We start from the raw sequence: 23056 nt of genomic DNA on the forward strand, positions 1-23056 counted from the left end.
GAAGGGGCGGTCCGCGGCGGCGCCGGAGCTACCTGGCGGTGGGTCAGGCCAGGGAGGCGAGCGCGTCGTTGAGGGTCTTCGACGGGCGCATCACGGCCGCGGCCTTGGCCGGGTCGGGCTGGTAGTAGCCGCCGAGGTCGGCGGGCTGGCCCTGGACGGCGATCAGCTCGTCGACGATGGTCTGCTCCTGCTCGGACAGGGTCGCGGCGAGCGGGGCGAACGCGGCGGCGAGGGCGGCGTCCTCGGTCTGGGCGGCCAGCTCCTGGGCCCAGTAGAGGGCCAGGTAGAAGTGGCTGCCGCGGTTGTCGATGCCGCCGAGGCGGCGCGAGGGCGACTTGTCCTCGTTGAGGAAGGTGCCGGTGGCGCGGTCCAGGGTGTCGGCGAGGACCTTGGCGCGGGCGTTGCCGGTGGTGGTGGCCAGGTGCTCGAAGGAGGCGGCCAGCGCGAAGAACTCGCCGAGCGAGTCCCAGCGCAGGTAGTTCTCCTTGACGAGCTGCTGGACGTGCTTGGGGGCGGAGCCGCCCGCGCCGGTCTCGAACAGGCCGCCGCCCGCCATCAGCGGGACGACCGACAGCATCTTGGCGCTGGTGCCCAGCTCCAGGATCGGGAACAGGTCGGTCAGGTAGTCGCGCAGCACGTTGCCGGTGACGGAGATGGTGTTCTCGCCGCGGCGGATGCGCTCCAGGGAGAGCTTGGTGGCCTCGACCGGGGAGAGGATCTGGATGTCCAGGCCCTCGGTGTCGTGCTCGGGCAGGTACGTCTTGACCTTCTCGATCAGCACGGCGTCGTGGGCGCGGGTCTCGTCCAGCCAGAACACGGCCGGGTCGCCGGTGGCGCGGGCGCGGGTGACGGCGAGCTTGACCCAGTCCTGGATCGGCAGGTCCTTGGTCTGGCAGGCGCGGAAGACGTCGCCGGGGGCGACGGCCTGCTCCAGGACGGTCTCGCCGTTGGCGTCGACCAGGCGGACGGTGCCCGCGGCGGCGATCTCGAAGGTCTTGTCGTGGCTGCCGTACTCCTCGGCGGCCTGGGCCATCAGGCCGACGTTCGGGACGGAGCCGATGGTGGCCGGGTCGAGGGCGCCGTTGGCGCGGCAGTCGTCGATGGTGGCCTGGTAGACGCCCGCGTAGGAGCTGTCCGGGAGGACGGCGAGGGTGTCGGCCTCCTGGCCGTCCGGGCCCCACATGTGGCCGGAGGTGCGGATCATGGCCGGCATCGAGGCGTCGACGATGACGTCGCTGGGGACGTGCAGGTTGGTGATGCCCTTGTCGGAGTCGACCATGGCCAGGGCCGGGCCGTCGGCGAGCTCGGCGTCGAAGGAGGCCTTGATCTCGGCGCCGTTGGGGAGCTTGTCCAGGCCGGCCAGGATGCCGCCGAGGCCGTTGTTCGGGTTGAGACCGGCCGCGGCCAGGTCGGCGCCGAACGCGGCGAAGGTCTTCGGGAAGAAGGCGCGCACGACGTGGCCGAACAGGATCGGGTCGGAGACCTTCATCATGGTGGCCTTGAGGTGCACCGAGAACAGCACGCCCTCGGCCTTGGCGCGCGCGACCTGCGCGGCCAGGAACTCGTTCAGGGCGGCGGCGCGCATCACGGAGGCGTCGACGACCTCGCCGGCCAGCACCGGGACCTTCTCGCGCAGCACGGTGACGGTGCCGTCCTCGGCGACCAGCTCGATGCGCAGCGCGCCGTCCTCGGCGATGACGGTGGACTTCTCGGTGGAGCGGAAGTCGTTCGCGCCCATGGTGGCGACGTTGGTCTTGGAGTCGGCCGACCAGGCGCCCATCCGGTGCGGGTGGGTCTTGGCGTAGTTCTTGACCGACAGCGGGGCGCGGCGGTCGGAGTTGCCCTCGCGCAGGACCGGGTTGACGGCGGAGCCCTTGACCTTGTCGTAGCGGGCGCGGACGTCGCGCTCCTCGTCGGTCTTCGGCTCGTCCGGGTAGTCGGGCAGGGCGTAGCCCTGGGCCTGCAGCTCGGCGATGGCGGCCTTGAGCTGCGGGATGGAGGCCGAGATGTTCGGCAGCTTGATGATGTTGGCGCCGGGGGTCTTGGCCAGCTCGCCGAGCTCGGCGAGGGCGTCCGCGATGCGCTGGTCCTCCTGGAGGTACTCCGGGAAGACGGCGATGATCCGACCGGCCAGCGAGATGTCGCGGGTCTCTACGCTCACGCCGGCGGTGGCGGCGTACGCCTGGACGACCGGCAGGAACGAGTACGTGGCGAGGGCGGGGGCCTCGTCCGTGTGGGTGTAGATGATGGTCGAGTCAGTCACCGTAGCTCCAGCTTCCACGTCTGCAACGTCTTGACGTCAAGATATCTCGTCTCGGGGGGATCTCCGCAACCAACCCCCCGCAGGGTGGTCAGCCGGACTCCGCGCGGGCGGCGATGTTGCGGGCCATGCCGCCGAAGACGACGGCGTGGAACGGGGCGACCGACCACCAGTAGGCCTGTCCGGCCAGGCCGTGCGGGTGGAACAGGGCGCGCTGGCGGTAGCGGGAGCCGTCCCCGTCGGGGGTGACGGTGAGTTCCAGCCAGGCCAGGCCGGGCAGCCGCATCTCGGCGCGCAGCCGCAGCAGCCGTCCGGGTTCGATCTCCTCGACCCGCCAGAAGTCGAGCGAGTCGCCGACCCGCAGCCGTCCGGGCGAGCGCCGTCCGCGGCGCAGTCCGACGCCGCCGGCCAGCCGGTCGAGCGCGCCGCGCACCGTCCAGGCGAGCGGGAAGGAGTACCAGCCGTGCTCGCCGCCGATGCCCTCGACCACCCGCCACAGCGCCTCGGGCGGCGCGGCCACCCGTCGCTCGCGGACGTCCTGGTAGAGGCTGCCGCCCGCCCAGTCGGGGTCGGTGGGCAGCGGGTCGCTGGGGGCGCCGGGCAGCGAGGCGGAGGACCAGCGGGTGTCCACCTCGTCGTCGCGGATCCGGCGCAGCGCGAGCTCGACGGCGCGGTCGAAGCCGATCGGGCCGCCGGGCGGGTCGGGGACCCAGCGCTCCAGGTCCCGTTCGGAGCGGACCACCTCGTGGCGCAGCGACTCGACCAGCGGCCGGGCCAGGCCGCTGGGGACGGGCGTGACCAGGCCGACCCAGTGCGAGGACAGGCCGGGGGTGAGGACGGGCACCGAGACGATCAGCCGCCGCCGCAGCCCGGCGATGCGGGCGTAGCGCTGCATCATCGCGCGGTAGGTGAGCACCTCGGGACCGCCGACGTCGAAGGCCCGGTCGGTGGCCGGGTCGTCGGGCAGGTGGGCGGCGGCGAGCAGCAGGCGCAGCACGTCGCGGACGGCGATCGGCTGGATCCGGGTGTCCACCCAGCGCGGGGTGACCATCACGGGCAGGCGCTCGGTGAGGTGGCGGAGCATCTCGAAGGAGGCCGAGCCGGAGCCGATCACCACGGCGGCGCGCAGCTCGGTGACGGGCACGCCGCCCTCGCGCAGGGCCCGGCCGGTGGCGACCCGGGAGCGCAGGTGCGGGGAGAGCCGCCCCTCGGGCAGGTCGGGCGGGACGAGACCGCCCAGGTAGACGATCCGCCGGACGCCCGCCCGGGCGGCGGCCAGGCCGAAGGCGCGGGCGGCGTCCCGGTCGGTGCGTTCGAAGTCGGGGCCGCTGCCGAGCGAGTGCACCAGGTAGTAGGCGACGTCGACGCCGTCGAAGGCCCCGTCCAGGGTGGACGGCCGGGTCACGTCGCCGGTGGCGGCCTCGACGGCGGACCGCCAGGGGTGGTCGCGCAACCGGGCCGGGTCGCGCACCAGGCAGCGCACCTTCGCCCCGTCGGCCAGCAGTTCGGGCACCAGTCGCCCGCCGAGGTACCCGGTCGCCCCGGTCACCAGACAGCGCACGTCGCCGCCTCCCGTCGTTCCCGTCCGGCCCCCGCCCGGTCTTCGGTGCCGCCCCCGTCGGCGGATCGTTCCCTCCAGCCTGGGCCCGCGGTGGACGGAGTGCCAAGTGGTTGTGGACGCGGTGCCGATCCGGCGCGCCGGGTCGCGGCTACGGTGGGCGTCGTTCAAGAAAACCCCGCGCTCCGCGGGGCCGGGTCCCTCCCGATGTGGCGGGGGCAGGATCCGGCGGACGGGTCCCCCCGATGTGGCGGGGCGACGACCCGGCGGCGGGGCGCGTGTCGCGGGCGGGCCTCCCCGGTGCTCCACCCGCACGGCCGGGTTGCCGGTCCGGAGCAGTGCCTTCCCCAGCGTCACTGCCCGGACCGGCCCCGCACGGTCCCTCCGCCGCGGTCACTCCCGCCGGGCGGTCACTCCCGCCGGACGGTCCGGATGCTGCGTCCGGTGACGGTGGTCGGGGTCAGCCGCACCCAGCGCCCGTGCGCGGGCGGCTTGGGCAGTTCGGCGAGCAGGGCCGGTTCGGTGACGTACTCCAGCGGGCCGACCATCAGCACGCTCCAGCCCTCGCCCAGCTCCCGGTCGGCGCGGTCCACCTCGAAGGCGGCGTCGCCGCCCGGGCCGGGGGCCAGTGCGCCGTCCCCGGTGGTGCGGTACAGGACGGTGTGCTCGTGCACCAGGTAGCCGACGGGGCGCACCACGGGGCCGTCCGGGCCGGTGCGGGCGATCCGGCCGAGGCCGCCGGTCCCCAGGCGCTGCCAGCACTCGGCGATGCCGAGTTCGCCCAGGACGGGCGGCCCGACCAGCGCGTGGCCGTCGGCGCGGGCGGCCCGCTCGGCCGGTCGACCGGCCACCAGTTCCTCGTACTCCAGGCCGAGGACGGCGGCCAGGCGCAGCAGCGCGGGCGGGTCGAAGGCGGGCCCGAGCTCCAGGACGTGGCGCAGGTAGGCGGTCGACATGCCGGCCCTCGCCGCTGCCTGCGCCTCGGTGAGCCCGAGGTCGGCGAGGCGGTCGGCGAAGCGGCGGGCCGTCGCCGTCGCGGTCGCGGGGGCGTGTTCGGTGGTCATTTCGGTCACCTCCCGGGGGTCGTCGGTCCGGCCGGGGCGGACGGGGGCGGTTCCGCTCTCGCGGTTCCTCCCGGTTCGTCCGGTCTCGCCTCCATCGTGCGCGACCTCGGGCCCGTCCCGGCAGGGGCCTCGGGCCCGTCCCTGCAGGGGCCATGGGCCCTTCTCCGGCGCTCCGCACCCGCGCTCGGGGCCGGGCCGGGCCGGGACCAACGGCCCCGGGGCCGGGTCCGTCGGCCCTGGCGGGCCCGCGCGGGCGGGGGCAGAGTGGGCCGTGAACCCGCTGCCGGGCGTCGGGGGCCCGCTGGGATCCGCACAGGGAAGGCACTGCCATGACTCGTCCCGTTCTCGCCGCAGTAGACGCGTCCGTCCGCAGCCGGGCCGCCGCGCACTGGGCTGCCCAGGAGGCCGGCCGACGGGGGGCGCCGCTGCGGCTGCTGCACGCCTGGCCGTACCTGGGGCGGAAGGCGAACGACCTGGTGAAGGCCGAGGACCTGGAGGGCGGCGCCCGGTCGATGCTCGACGACGTCGCCGGGGAGCTGGCCGCCGCCTACCCCGGCCTCGACGTCTCCGGCGAGCTGGTGCCGGACGCCGCGATCGACGGACTGACGGCCGCCGCCGAGCAGGGCGGGCTGCTGGTGATCGGCACCCGCGGGCTGGGCGGCTTCCGCGGACTGCTGGTCGGTTCGGTCAGCCTCGGCGTGGCGGGCCGTTCGGCGACGCCGGTGGTGCTGGTCCGCGAGGGCCGGCCGGACCCGGTCGCGCACGAGCCGGAGGTCGCGGTCGGCCTGGACGCGCTCGAACCCGACGACGCCGTCCTGGAGTTCGCCTTCGAGGCGGCCCGGCTGCGCGGCGCCCGGGTGCGGGTGGTGCACGGCTGGGAGCTGCCGCCCGCGTACGGGTACGCCGGGTGGATCCCGGTGGAGACCGAGCAGCGGGAGCTGGGCGCGCTGGCCGCCGGGACGGTCGCCGAGGCGGTCGCCCCATGGCGGGAGAAGTACCCGCGCACCCTGGTGCTGGAGGACGTGCGCACCGGCGGCGGCGCGGCCGCGCTGGTGGAGGCGTCCGGGCAGGCCGACCTGGTGGTGGTCGGCCGCCGTCGGCGCCCCCTGGGCCTGGGCAGCAAGCTCGGCTCGGTCGCGCACGCGGTGATCCACCACGCGCAGTCCCCGGTCGCCGTCGTCCCGCACGACTGAGCCGTCCCGCACGACCGGTCCGCCCCGGCTCCGAACCCGCGCCTCGAAGGCTCCGGGGCTCCGGGCTCACACCTCGAAGCGGAAGGCCAGCAGCGTGGCGTCGTCCTCGGAGAGCGGGCCGGACATCTCGCGCACCACGGCGTCCACCAGTTCCTGCAGGTCGGGGCCGGTCGCGCCGTCCGCGGCGGCGTGCGCCCGGACGGCCTCGCACAGGGCCTCCAGACGGACGTCGAGGTCCTGGTCGCGGCGCTCGACCAGGCCGTCGGTGTACAGCAGCACGGTGTCGCCGGGGCGGACGGGCGTCTCCACCGCCCGGTAGGCGGCGTCGGGCAGCACGCCGAGCGGGGGGCCGGTCTCGGGCTCCAGCAGGGTGGCCCGGCACGCGCGCAGCAGCACCGGCGGTGGGTGGCCCGCGCAGATCCAGCGCAGCAGGTGCCGGTCGGGGTAGTAGCGGGAGACGACCGCGGTGGCGGTGGCCTCGTCGCCCTCGTCGCAGGCGATCCGGTTGAGCCAGCCGCCGAGCGACTCGACCAGCGCGCCGGTGAACGCCAGCCCGGCCAGCGCGTGCCGCAGCATCGACATCAGGGCGACCGCGTCCAGCCCGTGCCCGCGCGCGTCGCCGACCGCGAACAGCAGTGGCCCGTCCGGGAGTTGGCGAACCTTGAACCAGTCGCCGCCGACCCGCCCCTCGGCCGGGCGGTAGGCGACGGCGGTGCTGACGCCGAGGCCGGTGAGGACGGCCGAGCGCGGCTGCAGGGCGTCCTGCAGCCGCTGGACGACGTGGTGCTCGGCGTCGGCGCGGCGGGCCTGCCGCTCGGTCTCCTCCTCCTGCTCGCGCAGCCGCCGCCTGCTCTCCCACAGCTCGGTGACGTCCTGCAGCACCACCCGCAGCCCCTCGACCGGGCCGCCCTCCTCGCGCAGCGCCTCGGCGACCAGCCGGACCCGGCGCGGGCGGCCGACCCCGTACAGCTCGGTCAGCACGTCGATGTCCTCGCCGGTGGACAGCAGCCGGTCGAGTTCGCGGTACAGGGCCGGGCGGGCGGTCTCGGTGACCCGGCGCAGCGCCCGGCCCGGCGGGACGCTCTCCGTCCCCGGGGCGAGGCCGAGCAGGGCGGCGAGGCCGGGCGAGACGTCGAGCCGGTCCTCGTCCAGGCTCCACTCGGCCCAGCCGACCCGGGCGATGCGCTGCGCGGCGCGGGCGATCTCCTCGGTGCGGGCATCGGGCCACACCAGCAGCAGCCGCCGTCCCAGCCGGTGCACGGTCAGCTGCTCGCGGCGGGTGCGGGTGCTTCCGTCGGGCCCGGTGCCGCGCCAGCGCACCGGCACCCCGCGGGCCGCGTACCCGGTGCGCAGCACCTCGGCGACGGTCTCCGCGAACGCCGCGGTCCACAGGCCCGGGTACGCCTCGCGCAGCGAGACGCCGCGGCCGTCGGCGGCGCCCGGGCCCCCGGCCGCGTCGCGGTGCGCCTGGTCGAGGTGGTGCGGGTTGCGGACGGCGGCCTCGTTGACGATCACCGCGGCCAGGTCGCGGACGCCGCCGTCGTCGAACACCGGCTCCGCCAGCACCGCGGCCTGCGGGACGGCGTCCAGCAGGTGGTGCAGGTCGAGGTCCGGCGGCCGGGCCAGCTCCGGGTCGAGCGCGGTCTCCGGGACGAGCGGCGGCGCGGGCGGCTCGACGGGGCGGGTACGGCGCTGCTCCCGGCGCAGCCGCTGCACGGTGCGGCGCAGGGCCTCGCCCCGATCGGCCTGCTCCGGTCGCCCGTACACGGCCGCCTCTCCCTCCGCTCGGCGTTCTCCCCGGCCCTCTCCGACTCTCCCAGGCTCTCTCCCCCGGCGTTCTCCGCCACTTTTCCGGCCGCCCGCGGCGGCGGCGACCCCGGCGGACCGGACGGGTGAGCGGCGGTCGTCCGCACGGGAACCGGCCGCCCGGACGGCCCGTTGACCACGCGGAACGATCATCGTGCGAACAGGAGGAGCGGCAATGTCGACGGCCTTGGCCAAGGGCGGGAACGTCCCGGTGATCAGGGACGGCAAGGGCCCGGCGAGCGTGCTGGTCGGCCTCGGGTGGCAGGCCGCGGACGCCTACGACCTGGACGCGAACGCGCTGCTCTGCGACGACGACGGCAAGGCGCTCTCCGACCGGCACTTCGTCTTCTTCAACAACCTGACCAGCCCCGACGGCGCGGTCACCCACCTCGGCGCCCCCGGCGACGGCACCGACCGCGAGCGGCTCGCCGTCGACCTGCTCGGCGTCGAGGAGGCGGTGCGGCGGATCGTGTTCGCCGTGGCGGTCTACCGGGCCGACGAGCGCCGCCAGTCCTTCGGCTCGGTCACCGGGGCGTACGTGCGCCTCACCGACCCGGCGGGCGTCGAACTGGCCCGCTACGAGCTGGGCCCGGAGCTGAGCACGGAGACCGCCGTGGTCTTCGGCGAGCTGTACCGGCACGGCGACGGCTGGAAGTTCCGCGCCGTCGGCCAGGGCTACGACTCCGGCCTGGCGGGCATCGCCGCGGACTTCGGCGTCGCCGCGCTCGCCCCGGCCCCCGCGGCCCCGGCTGCACCCACGGCGCCCGCTGCCGTCACGCCGCCGGTGACGCCCCCGCCGCCGAGCGCGCCGCCGGTGGTCGCCGCGCCCGTGCTCCCCGCACCGGCGGCGCCCGCGCCGGTCGCCCCGGAGGGCTGCTTCTTCGACCCGGCGCACGGACCGGCCGCCGCCGAGGTCCTGTGGTCCCCGCAGTGGGGCGTGCCGCGCCCGGTCCGGTCCTGCCCGGCCTGTGCCCAGCGCGTCCGCACCACCCCGCCGCCGTACTACACCGACCCCGTCCCCGCTCCCGTCCCCACCGCCCACCCGCACGGCTACGACGCCCACCACCCGGAGCACCGGCACGACGGCGGCGGCCGCCGCTTCGGCACCGGCGCCATGATCGGCGCGGGCGCGGCGGGCCTGGTCGGCGGCGCGCTGCTGTACGAGGCCCTCGACGACGACACGCCCGACGTGGTCGTCAACAACTACTACGAGGACTGACCCCGGCGGTCCCGGCCGGGCCCGGAAACCGGTTGACCGGGGCCGGAGAATCGAGGGCATGGGAACGGACGTCAGCGGTTTCGTGGAGTGCCGGACCAGGTACGGGAACGGCGGGTGGCAGGCCGCCATCGACCTCGAGCTGCTCGTCGACAGCCGTGACTACGACGCCTTCGGCTGCCTGTTCGGGGTCCGGAACCACGCCAACTTCCGTCCGCTGGCGGCCGGTCGCGGCCTGCCCGCGGACGCCTCGGCGGCGGTCCTGGCCGCGCGGGAGGAACTCCCGCTGTACTCCGACACCACCTGGATCGGCTGGGACGAGCTGGCGGCGGTCGACTGGGACGAGCCCGCCGAGGACACCGACAGCCGGATCCACCAGTTCCGGCGGACCGGGCAGGGGCTGCAGTACGTCGGCAAGGCCGGCTGGTCCGCGCGCTTCGCCGAAGCGCTCGGCCTGACCCCGCCCGCGCCGGGCGAGCCCCGGCCGACCTGGCCGGAGGGCACCGAGTGGCAGATCGGCGACACCCTCTACCGCTCCGTCCGGCTCACCCGCCGCCAGGCGGTCGGGCGGAAGTGGCAGCCGCTGCTGGCCCTGATGGCGGCGCTCGGCGGGCTGCACGGCGCGGAGAACGTCCGGCTGGTGGTCTGGTTCGACGAGTAGCCCGCACGCCTCCTGCGCCCCTCGCGGCGCGGGTGCCGTCGGCGGGTCGGCACCATCCGCGCGACCGGCGCGTGCGGGGCGGTGACGGATCGCTTGGTACGGTGCAGTTCCACGTCGTGGCCGGTGACGCGGTGGCCGTTCGGCGGCGCGCGCGGATCGGCCGCGGCGAGGTCCGTGACGATTTCGATCCTGGTGAGGAGCACTGCCGTGCCCTTGGTCTCCGTGGTGATGCCGGTCCACAATTCGGTTGCCACCCTGGGTGCGTCGGTGCGCTCCGTGCTCGCGCAGACGCACGCGGACGTGGAGCTGCTGGTCACCGACGACGCCTCCACCGACGGCTCCATGGAGCTGCTGCGGGAGCTCGCCCGGCAGGACGGGCGGGTGCTGCCGCAGGCCGCGCCCGAGCAGGGCGGCGCGGCGCGGGCCCGCAACCTGGCGATGGCCCGGGCCCGGGGGCAGTACGTGGCGTTCCTGGACAGCGACGACATGTGGCTCGCGGAGAAGCTGGAGCGGCAGTTGGCGTTCGCCGCCGACGGTGACGCCCCGCTGACGTTCACCTCCTACTACAAGGTCGACGGCGACCACGCGGGCGAGGCCTGCGACTTCGTGCCGAACGGGCGGGTGGTCGCGGCGCGGGCGCGCGTGACGTACCGGGACATGCTGGTGCAGGACCACATCGGGGCGCTGACCGCCATGTACGACCGCACGGCGCTGGGCACCAGGTTGATGCCGGACATGCCGAAGCGGCAGGACTACGCGCTGTGGCTGTCGATCATGCGGGACGGGCACCCGGCCCGGGGCCTGCAGGAGCCGCTGGCGATCTACCGGTCCGGCCGGGCGGGCTCGCTCTCCTCGAACAAGCTGTCGCTGGTCAAGCACAACTGGGCGCTGTACCGCCGCCACGAGCAACTCCCGCTGCTCCGGTCGACGTTGGCCCTGGCCGGGGCGACGGTGCACTCGGTGCGGAAGGCGCGCATCTGACGCGGGGCCTCCGGCGCCGGACAGGTCGCTGACGCCGCGTCAAGTAGCGGATGCGCCAACTCCGGTCGGGCGGTGCGGCGGTGGCGACCACGGCCGACGGGAGCGGGGGCGGGGTGCGGTGAAGCCGGGGGCGGCGCGGGCGAGATGGTCGTGTCACAAGCCTTGACGGTCCACCGACCAGGCACCTACGGTGCGGTCACCGATGGCCCCGGGCGGGTGGCCACCGGCTCCCCCCACCCCGCGCAAGGAAGGGCGACCGCGTTGCCCGTGCACCCGCTCCCCCACCCGATCACCGCCACCCGCCAGCCGGGCGGCACCCTCCCGTTCCCGACCCCCGGCCCGGACGGCACCCCGGGCGCCGCGAACGCACCGAACGCGCCGAACGCAGCGGACGCGACGGACCCGGCGTGCCTGTCGCCCGGGCCGACGCTGGCCCAGGTCGCGGCCCGGGCGGGCGTGTCGAGCGCGACCGCCTCCCGGGTGCTGAACCGGTCCGCGCCGGTGTCCGCCGAGATCGCGGCGCGCGTGGAGCGCGCGGCCCGCGAGTTGAACTACGTCCGCCGCCGGGCGCCCGCGGCAACGGCCCGGGACACCGGGGCGATCGCCGTGGTGGCGTTCGCGGACGTGCTGCGCTTCCACGCCGACCCGTTCCCGGTGCGGCTGCTCGCGGGCGCGCAACGGGTCGTCCCGGACCGCGAGTTGGTGGTGCTGACGGCCGGTCCGGGCCCGGCCCGGCCCTCGCTGGTGCGCTACCTGTGCGGCGGGCACGTGGACGGCGTGCTGCTGGTCGGCCGGTGGGGCGATCCCGCGCTCCCGGGGCTGCTGCAGGCCGCGGGCGTGCCGGTGGTGTCGCTGGGCCGGCCGCCGCAGTCGCAGCGGCTGGCGCACGTGGACGCCGACAACCTGAGCGGCGCCCGCGCCGCCGTCCACCTGCTGCACCGGGCCGGGCGGCGGCGGATCGCCACCATCGCCGGGCCGCCGGACACCGCCGCGGGCGCCGACCGGTTGGCCGGTTACCGCCGGGCGCTGGCCGACCAGGGCGACCCCACCCGCTCCGCGGTGGCGTACGGCGACTTCGGGTCGCGCTCCGGCGAGCACGCGATGCTCCGGCTGCTCGACCAGTACCCGGACGTGGACGCGGTGTTCGCCGCCTCGGACGCGATGGCGATGGGCGCGCTGCGGGCGCTGCACCGGCTCGGGCGGCGGGTGCCGGACGACGTGGCGGTGATCGGCTTCGACGACTCCCCCGCCGCCGCGACGGCCCGCCCGGGCCTGACCACCGTCCGCCAGCCGGTCGAGGACCTGGGCGCCCGGGCGGTGGAGCTGCTCCAGGACCCGGCGCCGGGCCGTTCGGTGGTGCTGCCGACCCACCTGGTGGTGCGCCAGTCCTGCTGACGGCCCGTCCCGCCCGGCGGCCGCTGCCGGGCGGGCGGGTCGCGCCGGTCCGACCCGGCACTGCGGGAGGCGGGTCGGCGCCGAGGTCGCCCGGCGCAGCGGGCGGGCCGGTTCGCACCGGGCGGCGGGCACTGGTACAAGACTGTCGAACGACTGTCGAACGCGGGCCGCCGGGGCGCCGGACCGGACCGCCGGGGAGGTCGCACGCAGGCGAAAGACCTGTCGAATATCCGTCGAACGCGGGCCCGCGAGAGCTGTCGACGGAGCGTCAACCAGCCTGCGGCGCAAGGGTTTCCGGGGTTCCCGCGCCGTAACTTTCACCGCGGGCGCGGCACTGACCTGCGACTTTACGGGCACCCGGAACGGGGTCGTTGTCGGGCGGGTGGACCGGGCCGGTTTTCTGGTCCCCCACCCGTGACCGAGGAGACTCCCCCCATGACCCCTGTGCCCCTGGAGCGCCGGGCCGCCTCGCGGCCCCCGGCGCGCGGACGCCGGCCGGTGCTGGCGACGGTGGCCGCCGCAGCCGCCCTCGCCGCCTGCGCGGCGACTGCGGCACTGCCCCAACTGTCGGCCAGCGCCGCCGAGTCGGTGACCGCGGCCAGCCAGCCGTACACCTGGAACAACGTGCAGATCGGCGGTGGCGGGTTCATCCCGGGCATCGTCTTCAACCAGGGGCAGAAGGGCCTGGTGTACGCCCGCACCGACATCGGCGGCGCGTACCGGCAGGACCCGGCCACCAAGCAGTGGATCCCGCTGCTGGACTCGCTGGGCTGGAACGACTGGGGCCTGACCGGCGTGGCCAGCATCGCCACCGACGCCAAGGACCCGAACCGGGTCTACCTCGCGGCGGGCACCTACACCAACAGCTGGGACCCGGCGAACGGCGCGATCCTGCGCTCCGCCGACCAGGGGAGGACCTGGCAGCGCACCACCCTGCCGTTCAAGGTCGGCGGCAACATGCCGGGCCGCGGCATGGGCGAGCGGCTGACCGTCGACCCGAACAACAGCGCGGTGCTCTGGTTCGGCGCGCCGAGCGGCAAGGGCCTGTGGCGCAGCGCCGACTACGGCGCGACCTGGTCGCAGGTGACGGCGTTCCCGGTGACCGGCACGTACGCGCCGGACCCGTCCGACGCCTCGGGCTACCAGAGCGACCCGCTGGGCGTGCTGTGGGAGGTCCTCGACCCGGGCAGCGGCACCGTCAACGGCGTGACGAGGACGATGTACGTCGGCGTCGCGGACAAGCAGAACAGCGTCTACCGCTCGAACGACGGCGGCGCGACCTGGACCAGGATCGGCGGCCAGCCGACCGGCTTCGTCCCGCACAAGGCCGTCCTGGACGCCTCCGGCAACCTGTTCGTCGCGTACTCGGACACCGGCGGCCCGTACGACGGCGGGCACGGCGACGTGTGGAAGTACGCGACCGGCGCGGGCACCTGGACGAACGTCAGCCCGGTGCCGTCCTCGGACAGCAGCAACAACTTCTTCGGGTACTCCGGCCTGACCGTCGACCGCCAGCACCCGAACGTGCTGATGGTGACCGGCTACAGCGCGTGGTGGCCGGACACCCAGATCTGGCGCTCCACCGACTCGGGCGCGACCTGGAAGCCGTTCTGGTCGTACAACGGGTACCCGACCCGGGTCGACCAGTACTCCATCGACATCTCCTCGGCGCCCTGGCTGACCTTCAACGCGAACGTCTCGCCGCCGGAGGAGTCGCCGAAGCTCGGCTGGATGACCGAGTCGCTGGAGATCGACCCGTTCGACTCGGACCGGATGATGTACGGCACCGGCGCGACGCTGTACGGCTCCTCGAACCTGACCAACTTCGACAAGGGCACCAAGCTGACCATCGCCCCGGTGGTCAAGGGCCTGGAGGAGACCGCGGTCAACGACCTGGTCTCGCCGCCCACCGGCGCGCCGCTGCTCAGCTCGCTGGGCGACCTCGGCGGGTTCCGGCACGACGACCTGACGAAGGCCCCGGCGAAGATGTTCTCGCAGCCGAACCTGGCCTCCGGCACCTCGATGGACTTCGCCGAGGCCGCCCCGTCGATCATGGTGCGGGCCGGTGACACCGCGTCCGGCTCGACCGAGAAGCACCTCGGCTTCTCGATGGACGGCGGTGCCAACTGGTTCGCGGCCTCCGCCGAGCCGAGCGGGGTGACCGGCGGCGGGCAGGTGGCGATCTCGGCGGACGGCGCGTCCACCGTGTGGAGCCCGAAGGGCACCGGCGTGTACCGCACCTCCGGGACGGGCAGCTCCTGGACGGCCGTCACCGGCCTCCCGGCGGGTGCGAGCGTGCAGGCCGACCGGGTCGACCCGAAGACCTTCTACGGCTGGTCCGGCGGCACCTTCTACGTCTCCACCGACGCGGGCGCCACCTTCACCGCCAAGGCGAGCGGCCTGCCCACCGAGTCGGTGCGCTTCAAGGCCGTCCCGGGCGCGAAGGGCGACGTCTGGCTGGCCGGCGGCACCGCCACCACCAGCTACGGCCTGTGGCACTCCACCGACGGCGGCGCGACCTTCGCCAAGCAGGCGGGCGTCGACCAGGCCGACAACATAGGCTTCGGCAAGGCCGCCCCCGGCAGGACCTACCCGGCGATGTACACCTCGGCGAAGATCGGCGGCGTGCGCGGCCTGTACCGCTCCGACGACGCGGGCGCCAGCTGGGTGCGGATCAACGACGACGCCCACCAGTGGGGTTGGACCGGCGGCGCGATCACCGGCGACCCGCGGGTCTACGGCCGGGTCTACGTGGGCACCAACGGCCGCGGCATCGTGTACGGCGACACGGCGGGCGGCACCTCGTCCTCGCCCTCGCCGTCCGCTTCGGCCTCCGCCAGCGCCTCGGCCTCGGTCTCGCCGTCCCCGTCGGCCTCCGTCTCCACCTCGCCGTCGCCGTCCGCGTCCGCCTCCTCCTCCCCCAGCGGCGGCACCTCCTCCTGCGAGGTCACCTACGCGGTGTCCAGCCAGTGGGGCGGCGGCTTCGGCGCCAACGTGACGGTCGCCAACAAGGGCACCACGGCGGTCAACGGCTGGACGGTGAAGTGGGCCTTCCCGAGCGGGCAGACCGTCACCTCGCTGTGGAACGGCACCGTCAGCCAGAGCGGCGCGCAGGTGACCGTCACCGACGCGGGCTACAACAAGGCCATCGCGCCCGGGAGTTCGACCTCCTTCGGCTTCAACGCCAGCTGGAGCGGCGCGAACACCGCCCCGGCCGCGTTCACCCTGAACGGCACCGCGTGCAGCGTGAGGACCGGCTGACGCGGTGACGGGCGCGTCGCCCCCGCCCGGGATCGTCCGGGGCCGGGCGGGGGTGGCGGCACCACGGCGGAGCCCGGGTCGCCCATGTTCTCGTGGGGAGGCGGCCCGGGCTCCGTCGTGCCCGGGCCCGTCGTCGCGCCCGGGCGCCGAAACCGGTGGCCGCTCGGCAGGGCGCGTGCTGTACTCGGCGGATGGTCGACAGCAGCGGGGGCGGCGGGAGCGGGCGGATGCGGCTGCGGGTGACCGGCCGACCGGTGGCCACCGGCTCCGGGGCGCACCTCCGCCGACTGCTGGACACCGGGCCGATGCTCCGCGGCACCTTCTTCCACCCGCCCGACCCCGTCGTCGCGTTCCTATACGCGAGCCGCGCCGACCTGCTGCGCCTGGGCGCCCTGTTCCGGCTCGCCGCCACCAGCCCGCACAGCGCGCTGCACGTCCCGGCCCCGGCGGGCCCCGGCCCGATGCGCGCCCGGACGACCGCCCTGCTGGTGGCCCGCGAGGACACCGGGCTGCGCCCGTCCGACTGGCCCGTCCTGCGCCGCGTCCTGCGCCGCGACGGCACCCCCCTGAGGGTGAGCGCCCCGGCGCCGCGCCCCACCGAGCGCCCGGACGGGGTCCGCCGCCTGGCCGACCGCCACCCGGCCCGCTTCGTCGAACACGCCGGAGCGTCCTTCGTGCTGGCCCGCCCCGAGATCCTCTTCTGGATGGGCGACTCGCTGACCGCCGCCGGGGAGTCCGTCGCCGCCGACCCCGGGATCCACCGCCGCGGCGAGAGCTACCGGGACGACTGGGCGGGCTTCTTCGACCCGGACCGCAGCGACGAGCAGATGCACGCCCTGTGCGTGGTCGCCGCCGACCCGATCTTCCACCGGGCCCGCTGGCAGCGGCGGCACGCGGCCGACGCCTGAGAGCGGTCGCGCCGCGGGGACGCGGCGGTGGCGGGGGCGTCAGGCGGGGCCGGGGGTCAGGCGGACACGGGGGTCAGGCGGGGCCGGGGGTCAGGCGGACACGGGGGTCAGGCGGGGCCGGGGGTCAGGCGGGGGCGAGGAGGCGGCGGACGGCGCGGCGGGCGCGGGTGGCGGCCTGCGGGTCGTGCCAGAGCTGGATGCCCTGGTCGGCGGCCAGGGCGACGCCGCGCAGTTCGAAGAGCAGTTGCGCGGTGTCGGTGCCGGGGGGCAGCTCGCCGGCGGCGAGGCCCGCCTCGAGTTCGCCGAGGACGAAGGCGTCCCAGCGGGCGAGCGCCGCGCGGACCCGGTCGCGGACCGGGCCGGGGCGGGCGTCGAACTCGGCGGCGACGGCGGTGAGGAGGCAGCCCGCGTGCCCGTCGGCGGTCATGTAGGCGAACCAGGCGTCGTGGGCCCGGACCAGCCGTCCGGTGCCGGGGTCGGCGCCGGACAGCGGGGCGAGGACCGCCTCCCGGAAGCGGGCCACCGCCTCGTCCACGGCCGCGAGGTGGAGTTCCTCCTTGGTGCCGAACGGACCGATCACCCCGGCCTTGCTCATGCCCAGGTCGTCGGCCAGCACCCCGATGGTGACGCCCTCCAGGCCGGTGACGACGGCCAGGGCGAGGGTGCGGTCGAGGATCCGGGCGCGGGTGGCGGTGGCTTCGGCGACGGACTTGCGCGGGCTCATGGAACGAGCATAACCTGACGACCGTTCGCTATTAACGATCGGTCGTTCGCTATTTCCCGTGGCGGACGACCCCGCCCCCGAGGAGGGGACGTGCGGATCCACCATCTCAACTGCGGTTCACTGCGCGCCGTCGAGCACCAGGGCGAGCAGCGTCCGGCGGTCTGCCACTGCCTGCTGCTGGAGACCGACCGGGACGGCCTGGTCCTGGTCGACACCGGACTCGGCACCGCCGACGTCGCCGACCCCGACCGGACCCTCGGGCCGGAGTTCCGGGGACGCGCCCAACCCGCGCTCGACCTCACGGAGACGGCCCTGCACCAGGTCCGCGCGCTCGGCCACGACCCGCGCGACGTCCGGCACGTCCTGCTCACCCACCTCGACCTCGACCACGCCGGCGGCCTCCCGGACTTCCCCGACGCCCAGATCCACCTGCTGGAGGCCGAGCAGCGCGCCGCCCTCGGCGCCCCCGGACCGCACCCCGAGGACCGGATCCGCTACCGCCCCGCCCACTGGGCGCACCGCCCCAAGTGGACGACCCACCGGAGCGCCGCCCCGGAGGCCTGGCTCGGGTTCGACGCCGTCCGCCCGCTGCCGAACCTCGCCGAGGACCTGGCCCTCGTCCCGCTCGGCGGGCACACCGCCGGACACGCCGCGGTCGCGGTCCGGGACCACGAGGCCGAACGCTGGCTGCTCCACTGCGGGGACGCCTACTACTTCCACCGCGAGATCGACCCGGACCGCCCCGAGGGCCACCCCGGCATGGACGTCCTGCAGCAACTCACCGAGGTCGACCGGCCACTGCGCCTGGGCAACCAGGCCCGGCTGCGCGAACTGGTCCGCGAACACGGCGGACGGGTCGTGCCCTTCAGCGCCCACGACCCCTGGGAGTACGCCCGGCTGGCGGGGCAGTAGCGCGAACGCGGCGGGCCACCACCGGGCCGGACGCGGGGCCCGGCGCGCAACTCCGCTCCGGAGCCCCTGGGGGCGGTGCCGAAACCCAGGGCCCGGAGCGGGGTCGGTCGGAGCGAGCCCGGCCGGACGGGGTCAGGGTCGGGTGGGGGCCTTGCCGGGCAGGCCGGTGGCGGTGACGGCGGCGCCGAGCAGCAGGAGCGTCCCGGCCGTGACCAGTGCCCAGCGGGTGCCGTCGGGGCCGGACGGGGACAGGTCGAGGACGGCGCCGAGGACGGCGACGCCGAGCGAGGCACCGACCTGGCGGGCCGAGTTGAGGACGCCCGCGCCGGTGCCCGCGAGTTCGGCGGGGACGGTGCTCGCCGTGCCCGCGACCAGGGCGGGCAGGGCGAAGGAGACGCCGGAGCCGAAGGCCAGCAGGCCGAGCACGGTGGCGGCCAGGGCGGGCGCCGAGTCGCCGGTGAACGGGGCCTGCACCAGCGCGCCGACGCCCATCAGCAGGAAGCCGAGGGTGGCGGGGCGGCGGGGCCCGATCCGGCCGACCAGGCGGCCGGTGTAGATCGGGTTGAAGGCGGTCGGCAGGGTCAGCGGCAGGAAGACCAGGCCCGCCACGGCCGGCGAGTAGCCGCGGCCGTCCTGGAAGAACAGCGAGAGCACGAACAGCAGCCCGGAGAGCCCGAAGTTGGCCAGCAGGCCCGCCCCGACCGCGGTGGAGAAACCGGGGCTGCGGAACATCCGCAGCGGGACCATCGCCGCGTCCCCGGCCCGCAGTTCGGCCGCGACGAAGACGGCCGCGGCAAGCACCGCGAGCGCGGCGGCGGTCGGCACCCGGGCGGAGCCCCAGCCGGCGTCCGGGCCCTCGATCAAGGCGTAGACCAGGGCGGCCAACGCGACCACGGCACTAACCTGGCCGGTCAGGTCGAGCCCGCCGCGCGGCTTGCGGGCGGTCTCCGGGGCCAGCCGGGCGGTGACCAGCAGGCCGGCCGCCGCCAGCGGCACGTTGATCAGGAAGATCGCGCGCCAGCCGACGGTGTCGGTCAGCACGCCGCCGACCACCGGACCGGCCGCCAGGGCCGCGCCCGTGATCGCCGCCCAGGAGCCCACCGCCCGGGCCCGGGCCGCCGGTTCGGGGTACGCGTGGGTGACCACCGCGAGCGAGGCGGGCAGCAGCAGCGCCCCCGCCGCGCCCAGGGCCAACCGCAGCGCGACCAGCTCGGGCAGGGTGGTCGCCAGCGCGGAGAGGCCGGACAGCGCGCCGAACGCGACCAGGCCGCAGAGGAAGACCCGGCGCCCGCCGAAGCGGTCCGCGAGCCAGCCAGCGGTGAGCAGCAGGGCGGCGAAGGTGACGGTGTAGCCGTTGGTGACCCACTGCAGGCCGCTGAGGCCGACGCCGAGGTGCTCGGCGATCGCGGGGAGGGCGACCGAGACGACGGTCATGTCCAGCAGCACCATGAAGTAGCCGAGCGAGAGCCCGATCAGCAGGGTGCGCGGGGGTCCTGCGGACCCGGCCGGGGTGGTGGCGGCAGGGCGGGCGTCGGCCTGGGTGGCCATGGGCGTGCTCCTCGTTCGGGAAACGGCGTGCCGCACCCCCGGGCCGCCAGAACATCGACATGTGGACATGTGGATGCGTGGACGTGCGGGCGCGCCGACGGCGGGTCCGTCGGTTCCTCAGGGGTGGAGATCCCATTCTCCCGTGCGCGGGACGGGAGTTGGCCGTGCCGGGGACGGGAACGTCCGATGGGTACAATCGGCCGGGCCGATGGATCGCCGAGGGGGTTGGCAGCACGTGGAGCTACGGCACCTGCGCACCTTCGAGGCGGTCGCCCGGACGCTCAGCATGACGCAGGCGGCCCGCGAGCTGCACTACGCGCAGTCCAGCGTCAGCGACCAGGTGCAGGCGCTGGAGCGGGAGTTGGGCGTCGAGCTGGTGGACCGCTCGCAGCGCCGGATCCGGCTGACCGCCCGGGGCGAGGTGCTGTCCTCGTACACCGGGCGGATCCTCGACCTGCTGGCGGAGGCCCGTTCCGCGGTCTCCCGGCCCGCCGCGGAGCTGGCCCTCGGCGCCCTGGAGACGCTGAGCCGCCACCTGCTGCCCGGGGTGCTCGCCCACTACCGGGCGCTGCGGCCGGAAACGAAGGTGCGGCTCTCCCAGCACAACCGCGGCGAGCTGTACCGGTCGGTGCTCCGCGGCGACCTGGACCTCTGCCTGACCTTCGGCGCCCCGCCCGCCGACCCGGGCCTGTGCGCGGAGACGCTGGCCGAGGAGCCGCTGGTGGTCATCGCGCCGCCGGGGCACCCGCTGGCCGCCCGCGGCCGGGCCGACCTGGCCGAGCTCGCCGCGGAGCCCTTCCTGGCCACCCAACGGGGCTGCGGGTTCCGGGAGATGTACGACGGCGTCCTCGGGGCGGCGCCCGGCGGGGAGCCGGTCGCCGAGGTGGACAGCATCGACACCCTGGGCGCCTGCGTGGCGGCCGGGATGGGGTGCGCGCTGCTGCCGCTGGTGGCGGTCCGCGGCCGGGCCGACCGGGGCGAGGTCGCCCTGGTCGAGGTCGGCGACGGCGACCTGCGGACGGCCGTCACCATGACCTGGCTGGGGCGGAACTCGGCCAACCCGCACCTGCTCGGCTTCCAGCAGGCGCTCCGCGAGCACCTGGCGGGCTGAACCGGGGGCGGGGGTCGGGGCCCGGGCCCTGGGCCTGGGTGGGGGCGGCCCGGGCCGGGGCGTCACCCGGCGGGGCGCCAGCCGAGCAGCGGGCCGAGGCGGGTGGCCAGGTCGGTGAGGATCTGCGCGTAGTCCTCCGGCTCGAAGGTGAACGGGAGGGCGAAGGCCACCTCGTCGGCCTCCCGGAACCCGGCGTGCGCGTACAGCCGCTCGGCGAGCTCCTCGCTGGTGCCGACCAGGTCGGGGGCGAACAGCAACCGGCCGGGGCCCTGCGGGGCGAGCGTGCGGGCGTACCGGGACTCGGCGTACGCCCGGTACTTGGCGCGCTGCTCGGGGGTGGCGCCGTCGGTGGGGACGACCACCAGCCCGTGCGAGACCCGGGCCCGCTCGCCCGCGGGGTGGGCGGCCCGGAAGGCCCGGATCAGGGCGAGCTGGTTGGCCTCGAAGCTCTCGCTCTCCTCGGCCCGCACCACGCTGCTGGTGAGCAGGTTCAGCCCGTGCTCCCCGGCCCAGCGCACCGAGCGCAGGCTGCCGCCGCCGTACCAGACCCGGGCGGCCAGGCCGGGCACGTGCGGCTGGACGCGCTCGGAGTACGCCTCGATCCCCTCGGTGCCCCGGAAGCTGCTGGCCCGCTGCCCGCGCAGCAGGCCGAGCAGGCGCTCGACCCGGCCGTAGCCGAAGTCCTCCCGGTCGGCGGTGTCCGGGTACAGGGCGCGCTTCACGTCCTCGTAGTGGATCGGCACGCCGACGCTGACGCCGGGGTTGAGCCGCCCGCCGGAGAGCACGTCGACGGTGGCGAGGTCCTCCGCGTAGCGCAGCGGGTTCTCCCAGCCGAGCGGGGTGACGGCGGTGCCGAGGCCGATCCGGCGGGTGCGCTGGCTGGCGGCGGCGAGCACCGTCAGCGGGGAGGAGATCCCGTACTGCAGGTGCCGGTGGCGCAGCCAGGCGGTGTCGAAGCCGAGTTGCTCGCCGAGTTCGATCAGCCGCAGGGTGGCCTCGTGGCCGCCCGCCGGGTCGTGCTCGTCGAACAGGCCGATGGTCAGGAATCCCAGCGAGCGCAGCGGCCGGTCGGGGGTGGGCACCGGGTTCCTCCTCGGTCCGTTCGTTCCGTGGTACGCCGCCACGCTCACACACCGGGGGCGGGGTGATCAACCGGCGGCCGGGATTGTGACGCGGCGTCATGCTCCCGCAACACGGCCCCGCCGCCGGGCCGCCTGGCGGCGGGGCCGGTGTCACTCCGGGGCGGCCGAGAGGACCAGGCGGCGGGCGGTGGTGCGGTAGCCGAGGCGTTCGAAGGCGGCGGCCATCGGGGTGTTGGCCAGGTCGGTGTCGGCGCGGACGTGCGCGGCGCCGGTCTCGGCGGCCAGCAGGCGGGTGGTCTCGGCGAGCAGGTCGTCGACGTGGCCGCGGCCGCGGTGCTCGGGCAGGACGCCGAGGTAGCCGACCACGGGGGCGGCGGAGTTGCGGGAGGGGACGGCGAAGCCGACCGTCTCGCCGTCGGGGGTGTGGGCGGTGCGCCACCAGCCGCGGTCGCCGAGCATGCCGTCCCGGTAGAGGGCGACGTCGGCCCGGGCCTGGGCCTCGGCGCCGCGCCGGGCGGCGGTGGTGCGGGAGGTGGCGTCGCGGGTGCCGGTCAGGGTGCGGCGGAACAGGTCGACGAAGACCTCGTCGTCGGGTTCGGCGCGGAACAGCAGCCGCCCGCTCGGGGCGGGCAGGCCCGCCTCCGGCGTCCACTCGTAGCGCAGCCGCTCCAGGCTCGCCGGGAGCCCGGCCCGCCGGGCGGCCTCCTGCCGCCAGGCCGTGGCGGCCAGCGCGTCGGGGCGGTCGTGCCAGTCTCCGGGCAGGAAGAGGTGGTAGGCGGGGGCGTGCCCGTACGCCGCGTGCGCGGCGGTGAGCAACTCGGCGGCCAGCGCGGTGCGTTCGGCGGGCGCGTGGACGGACGGGTGGACCAGCACGGCGTCGAGCGCGGCGGGCCCGGCGTCCGCGGGGCCGGACCACCAGACGGCGACCGCCAGCGGCGCGGCGCCGGGGGCCGGTTCGGCGATCCACGTCCGCCCCGGGTGGTACTCGCCGGTGGCGAGCCGGGCCAGGTAGGTGTCGGCCGTCAGCGTGCTGGCGGGGTCGGTGACGAGCAGCGGGAGGAAGCCGTCGCGGTCGGCCGCGACGGTGGGACGGAACAGCACGGTGCCTCCGGGAAGGGACGAACGGGAACCGGAGGCGCAGCCCGATCGGGCGGGGCCGCCCTACTGCGCGGGGGCGGCCGAGGTCGCAGGGGTGATCGGGAGCGCCGGGTGCGGGGTGGACATCGCGGCCTCCTCTCTGCGCGGGGCCGCGCGCAGCCGCGCGGACCCGGTCGGGGGGGGGGGGGGGGGGGGGGGGGGGGGCCGGGGGGGGCGGGGGGGCGGGGGGGGCCCGGGGGGTTTGGGGAGCCCCCCCCCCCCCGCCCCCCCCCGCCGGC

The 23056-nt window shown here is 75.9% G+C and carries 17 protein-coding genes; 9 read left to right on the forward strand and 8 right to left on the reverse strand.

The features are described from left to right. Nucleotides 1-43 precede the first annotated feature (43 nt). From ACFY00_RS18585 to ACFY00_RS18595, 3 genes are all read right to left on the reverse strand, one after another. Nucleotides 44-2263, reverse strand: a complete 2220-nt coding sequence (locus ACFY00_RS18585; protein ID WP_388032573.1) for an NADP-dependent isocitrate dehydrogenase — start codon at nt 2261-2263, stop codon at nt 44-46. A gap of 88 nt (nt 2264-2351) precedes the next feature. Continuing rightward, entirely contained in the window at nt 2352-3821 is a 1470-nt protein-coding gene (locus ACFY00_RS18590) for an SDR family oxidoreductase (protein ID WP_388032574.1), read from the reverse strand. A 407-nt stretch (nt 3822-4228) separates the two neighbouring features. After that, nucleotides 4229-4882, reverse strand: a complete 654-nt coding sequence (locus ACFY00_RS18595; RefSeq protein ID WP_388032575.1) for a helix-turn-helix domain-containing protein — start codon at nt 4880-4882, stop codon at nt 4229-4231. Nucleotides 4883-5211: 329 nt separating this feature from the next. Here ACFY00_RS18595 and ACFY00_RS18600 point away from each other — a divergent pair, with 329 nt between their 5' ends. Beyond that, nucleotides 5212-6075 carry a universal stress protein gene (locus ACFY00_RS18600; protein WP_388032576.1) on the forward strand — a complete coding sequence of 288 codons (864 nt, stop codon included), beginning with the start codon at nt 5212-5214 and terminating at the stop codon, nt 6073-6075. Between the two features lie 66 nt (nt 6076-6141). On the opposite strand, the gene ACFY00_RS18605 is transcribed toward ACFY00_RS18600, so the two are convergent. After that, a complete protein-coding gene (locus ACFY00_RS18605) occupies nt 6142-7842 on the reverse strand; it encodes a PP2C family protein-serine/threonine phosphatase (RefSeq protein WP_388032577.1) in 1701 nt (566 codons plus the stop codon). Nucleotides 7843-8056: 214 nt separating this feature from the next. Between ACFY00_RS18605 and ACFY00_RS18610 the strand changes: the two genes are divergently transcribed. From ACFY00_RS18610 to ACFY00_RS18635, 6 genes are all read left to right on the forward strand, one after another. After that, nucleotides 8057-9100, forward strand: coding sequence for a TerD family protein (locus tag ACFY00_RS18610; protein ID WP_388032578.1), 1044 nt, complete (start codon nt 8057-8059; stop codon nt 9098-9100). A gap of 58 nt (nt 9101-9158) precedes the next feature. Next, on the forward strand, nt 9159-9758 hold the full coding sequence (locus tag ACFY00_RS18615) for a hypothetical protein (RefSeq protein WP_388032579.1): 600 nt from the start codon (nt 9159-9161) through the stop codon (nt 9756-9758). 207 nt (nt 9759-9965) lie between these two features. Beyond that, entirely contained in the window at nt 9966-10739 is a 774-nt protein-coding gene (locus tag ACFY00_RS18620) for a glycosyltransferase family 2 protein (RefSeq protein ID WP_388032580.1), read from the forward strand. A gap of 267 nt (nt 10740-11006) precedes the next feature. Further along, nucleotides 11007-12134, forward strand: coding sequence for a LacI family DNA-binding transcriptional regulator (locus tag ACFY00_RS18625; protein ID WP_388032651.1), 1128 nt, complete (start codon nt 11007-11009; stop codon nt 12132-12134). A 435-nt stretch (nt 12135-12569) separates the two neighbouring features. After that, nucleotides 12570-15395: a cellulose binding domain-containing protein gene (locus tag ACFY00_RS18630; RefSeq protein ID WP_388032581.1), complete on the forward strand. Its 2826-nt coding sequence runs from the start codon at nt 12570-12572 to the stop codon at nt 15393-15395. A gap of 191 nt (nt 15396-15586) precedes the next feature. Continuing rightward, nucleotides 15587-16303: a hypothetical protein gene (locus tag ACFY00_RS18635; protein ID WP_388032582.1), complete on the forward strand. Its 717-nt coding sequence runs from the start codon at nt 15587-15589 to the stop codon at nt 16301-16303. 124 nt (nt 16304-16427) lie between these two features. On the opposite strand, the gene ACFY00_RS18640 is transcribed toward ACFY00_RS18635, so the two are convergent. Further along, the gene (locus tag ACFY00_RS18640; protein ID WP_388032583.1) at nt 16428-17027 is read right to left on the reverse strand and encodes a TetR/AcrR family transcriptional regulator; all 600 of its coding nucleotides are present in this window, start codon (nt 17025-17027) and stop codon (nt 16428-16430) included. A gap of 90 nt (nt 17028-17117) precedes the next feature. Between ACFY00_RS18640 and ACFY00_RS18645 the strand changes: the two genes are divergently transcribed. After that, nucleotides 17118-17939 carry an MBL fold metallo-hydrolase gene (locus ACFY00_RS18645; RefSeq protein ID WP_388032584.1) on the forward strand — a complete coding sequence of 274 codons (822 nt, stop codon included), beginning with the start codon at nt 17118-17120 and terminating at the stop codon, nt 17937-17939. Between the two features lie 132 nt (nt 17940-18071). Here the strand turns inward: ACFY00_RS18645 and ACFY00_RS18650 are convergent, their stop codons facing one another. Continuing rightward, nucleotides 18072-19487: an MFS transporter gene (locus ACFY00_RS18650; RefSeq protein ID WP_388032585.1), complete on the reverse strand. Its 1416-nt coding sequence runs from the start codon at nt 19485-19487 to the stop codon at nt 18072-18074. A gap of 235 nt (nt 19488-19722) precedes the next feature. Between ACFY00_RS18650 and ACFY00_RS18655 the strand changes: the two genes are divergently transcribed. Continuing rightward, on the forward strand, nt 19723-20598 hold the full coding sequence (locus tag ACFY00_RS18655) for a LysR family transcriptional regulator (RefSeq protein WP_388032586.1): 876 nt from the start codon (nt 19723-19725) through the stop codon (nt 20596-20598). Between the two features lie 62 nt (nt 20599-20660). Here ACFY00_RS18655 and ACFY00_RS18660 read toward each other — a convergent pair whose 3' ends face one another. Both ACFY00_RS18660 and ACFY00_RS18665 read right to left on the reverse strand, forming a co-directional pair. Continuing rightward, nucleotides 20661-21680: an LLM class flavin-dependent oxidoreductase gene (locus tag ACFY00_RS18660; RefSeq protein ID WP_388032587.1), complete on the reverse strand. Its 1020-nt coding sequence runs from the start codon at nt 21678-21680 to the stop codon at nt 20661-20663. A 150-nt stretch (nt 21681-21830) separates the two neighbouring features. Beyond that, nucleotides 21831-22781, reverse strand: coding sequence for a GNAT family N-acetyltransferase (locus ACFY00_RS18665; RefSeq protein WP_388032588.1), 951 nt, complete (start codon nt 22779-22781; stop codon nt 21831-21833). Nucleotides 22782-23056: the final 275 nt, after the last annotated feature.

The organism is Kitasatospora sp. NPDC001540, assembly GCF_042894345.1.
Classification (GTDB): domain Bacteria; phylum Actinomycetota; class Actinomycetes; order Streptomycetales; family Streptomycetaceae; genus Kitasatospora; species Kitasatospora phosalacinea_C.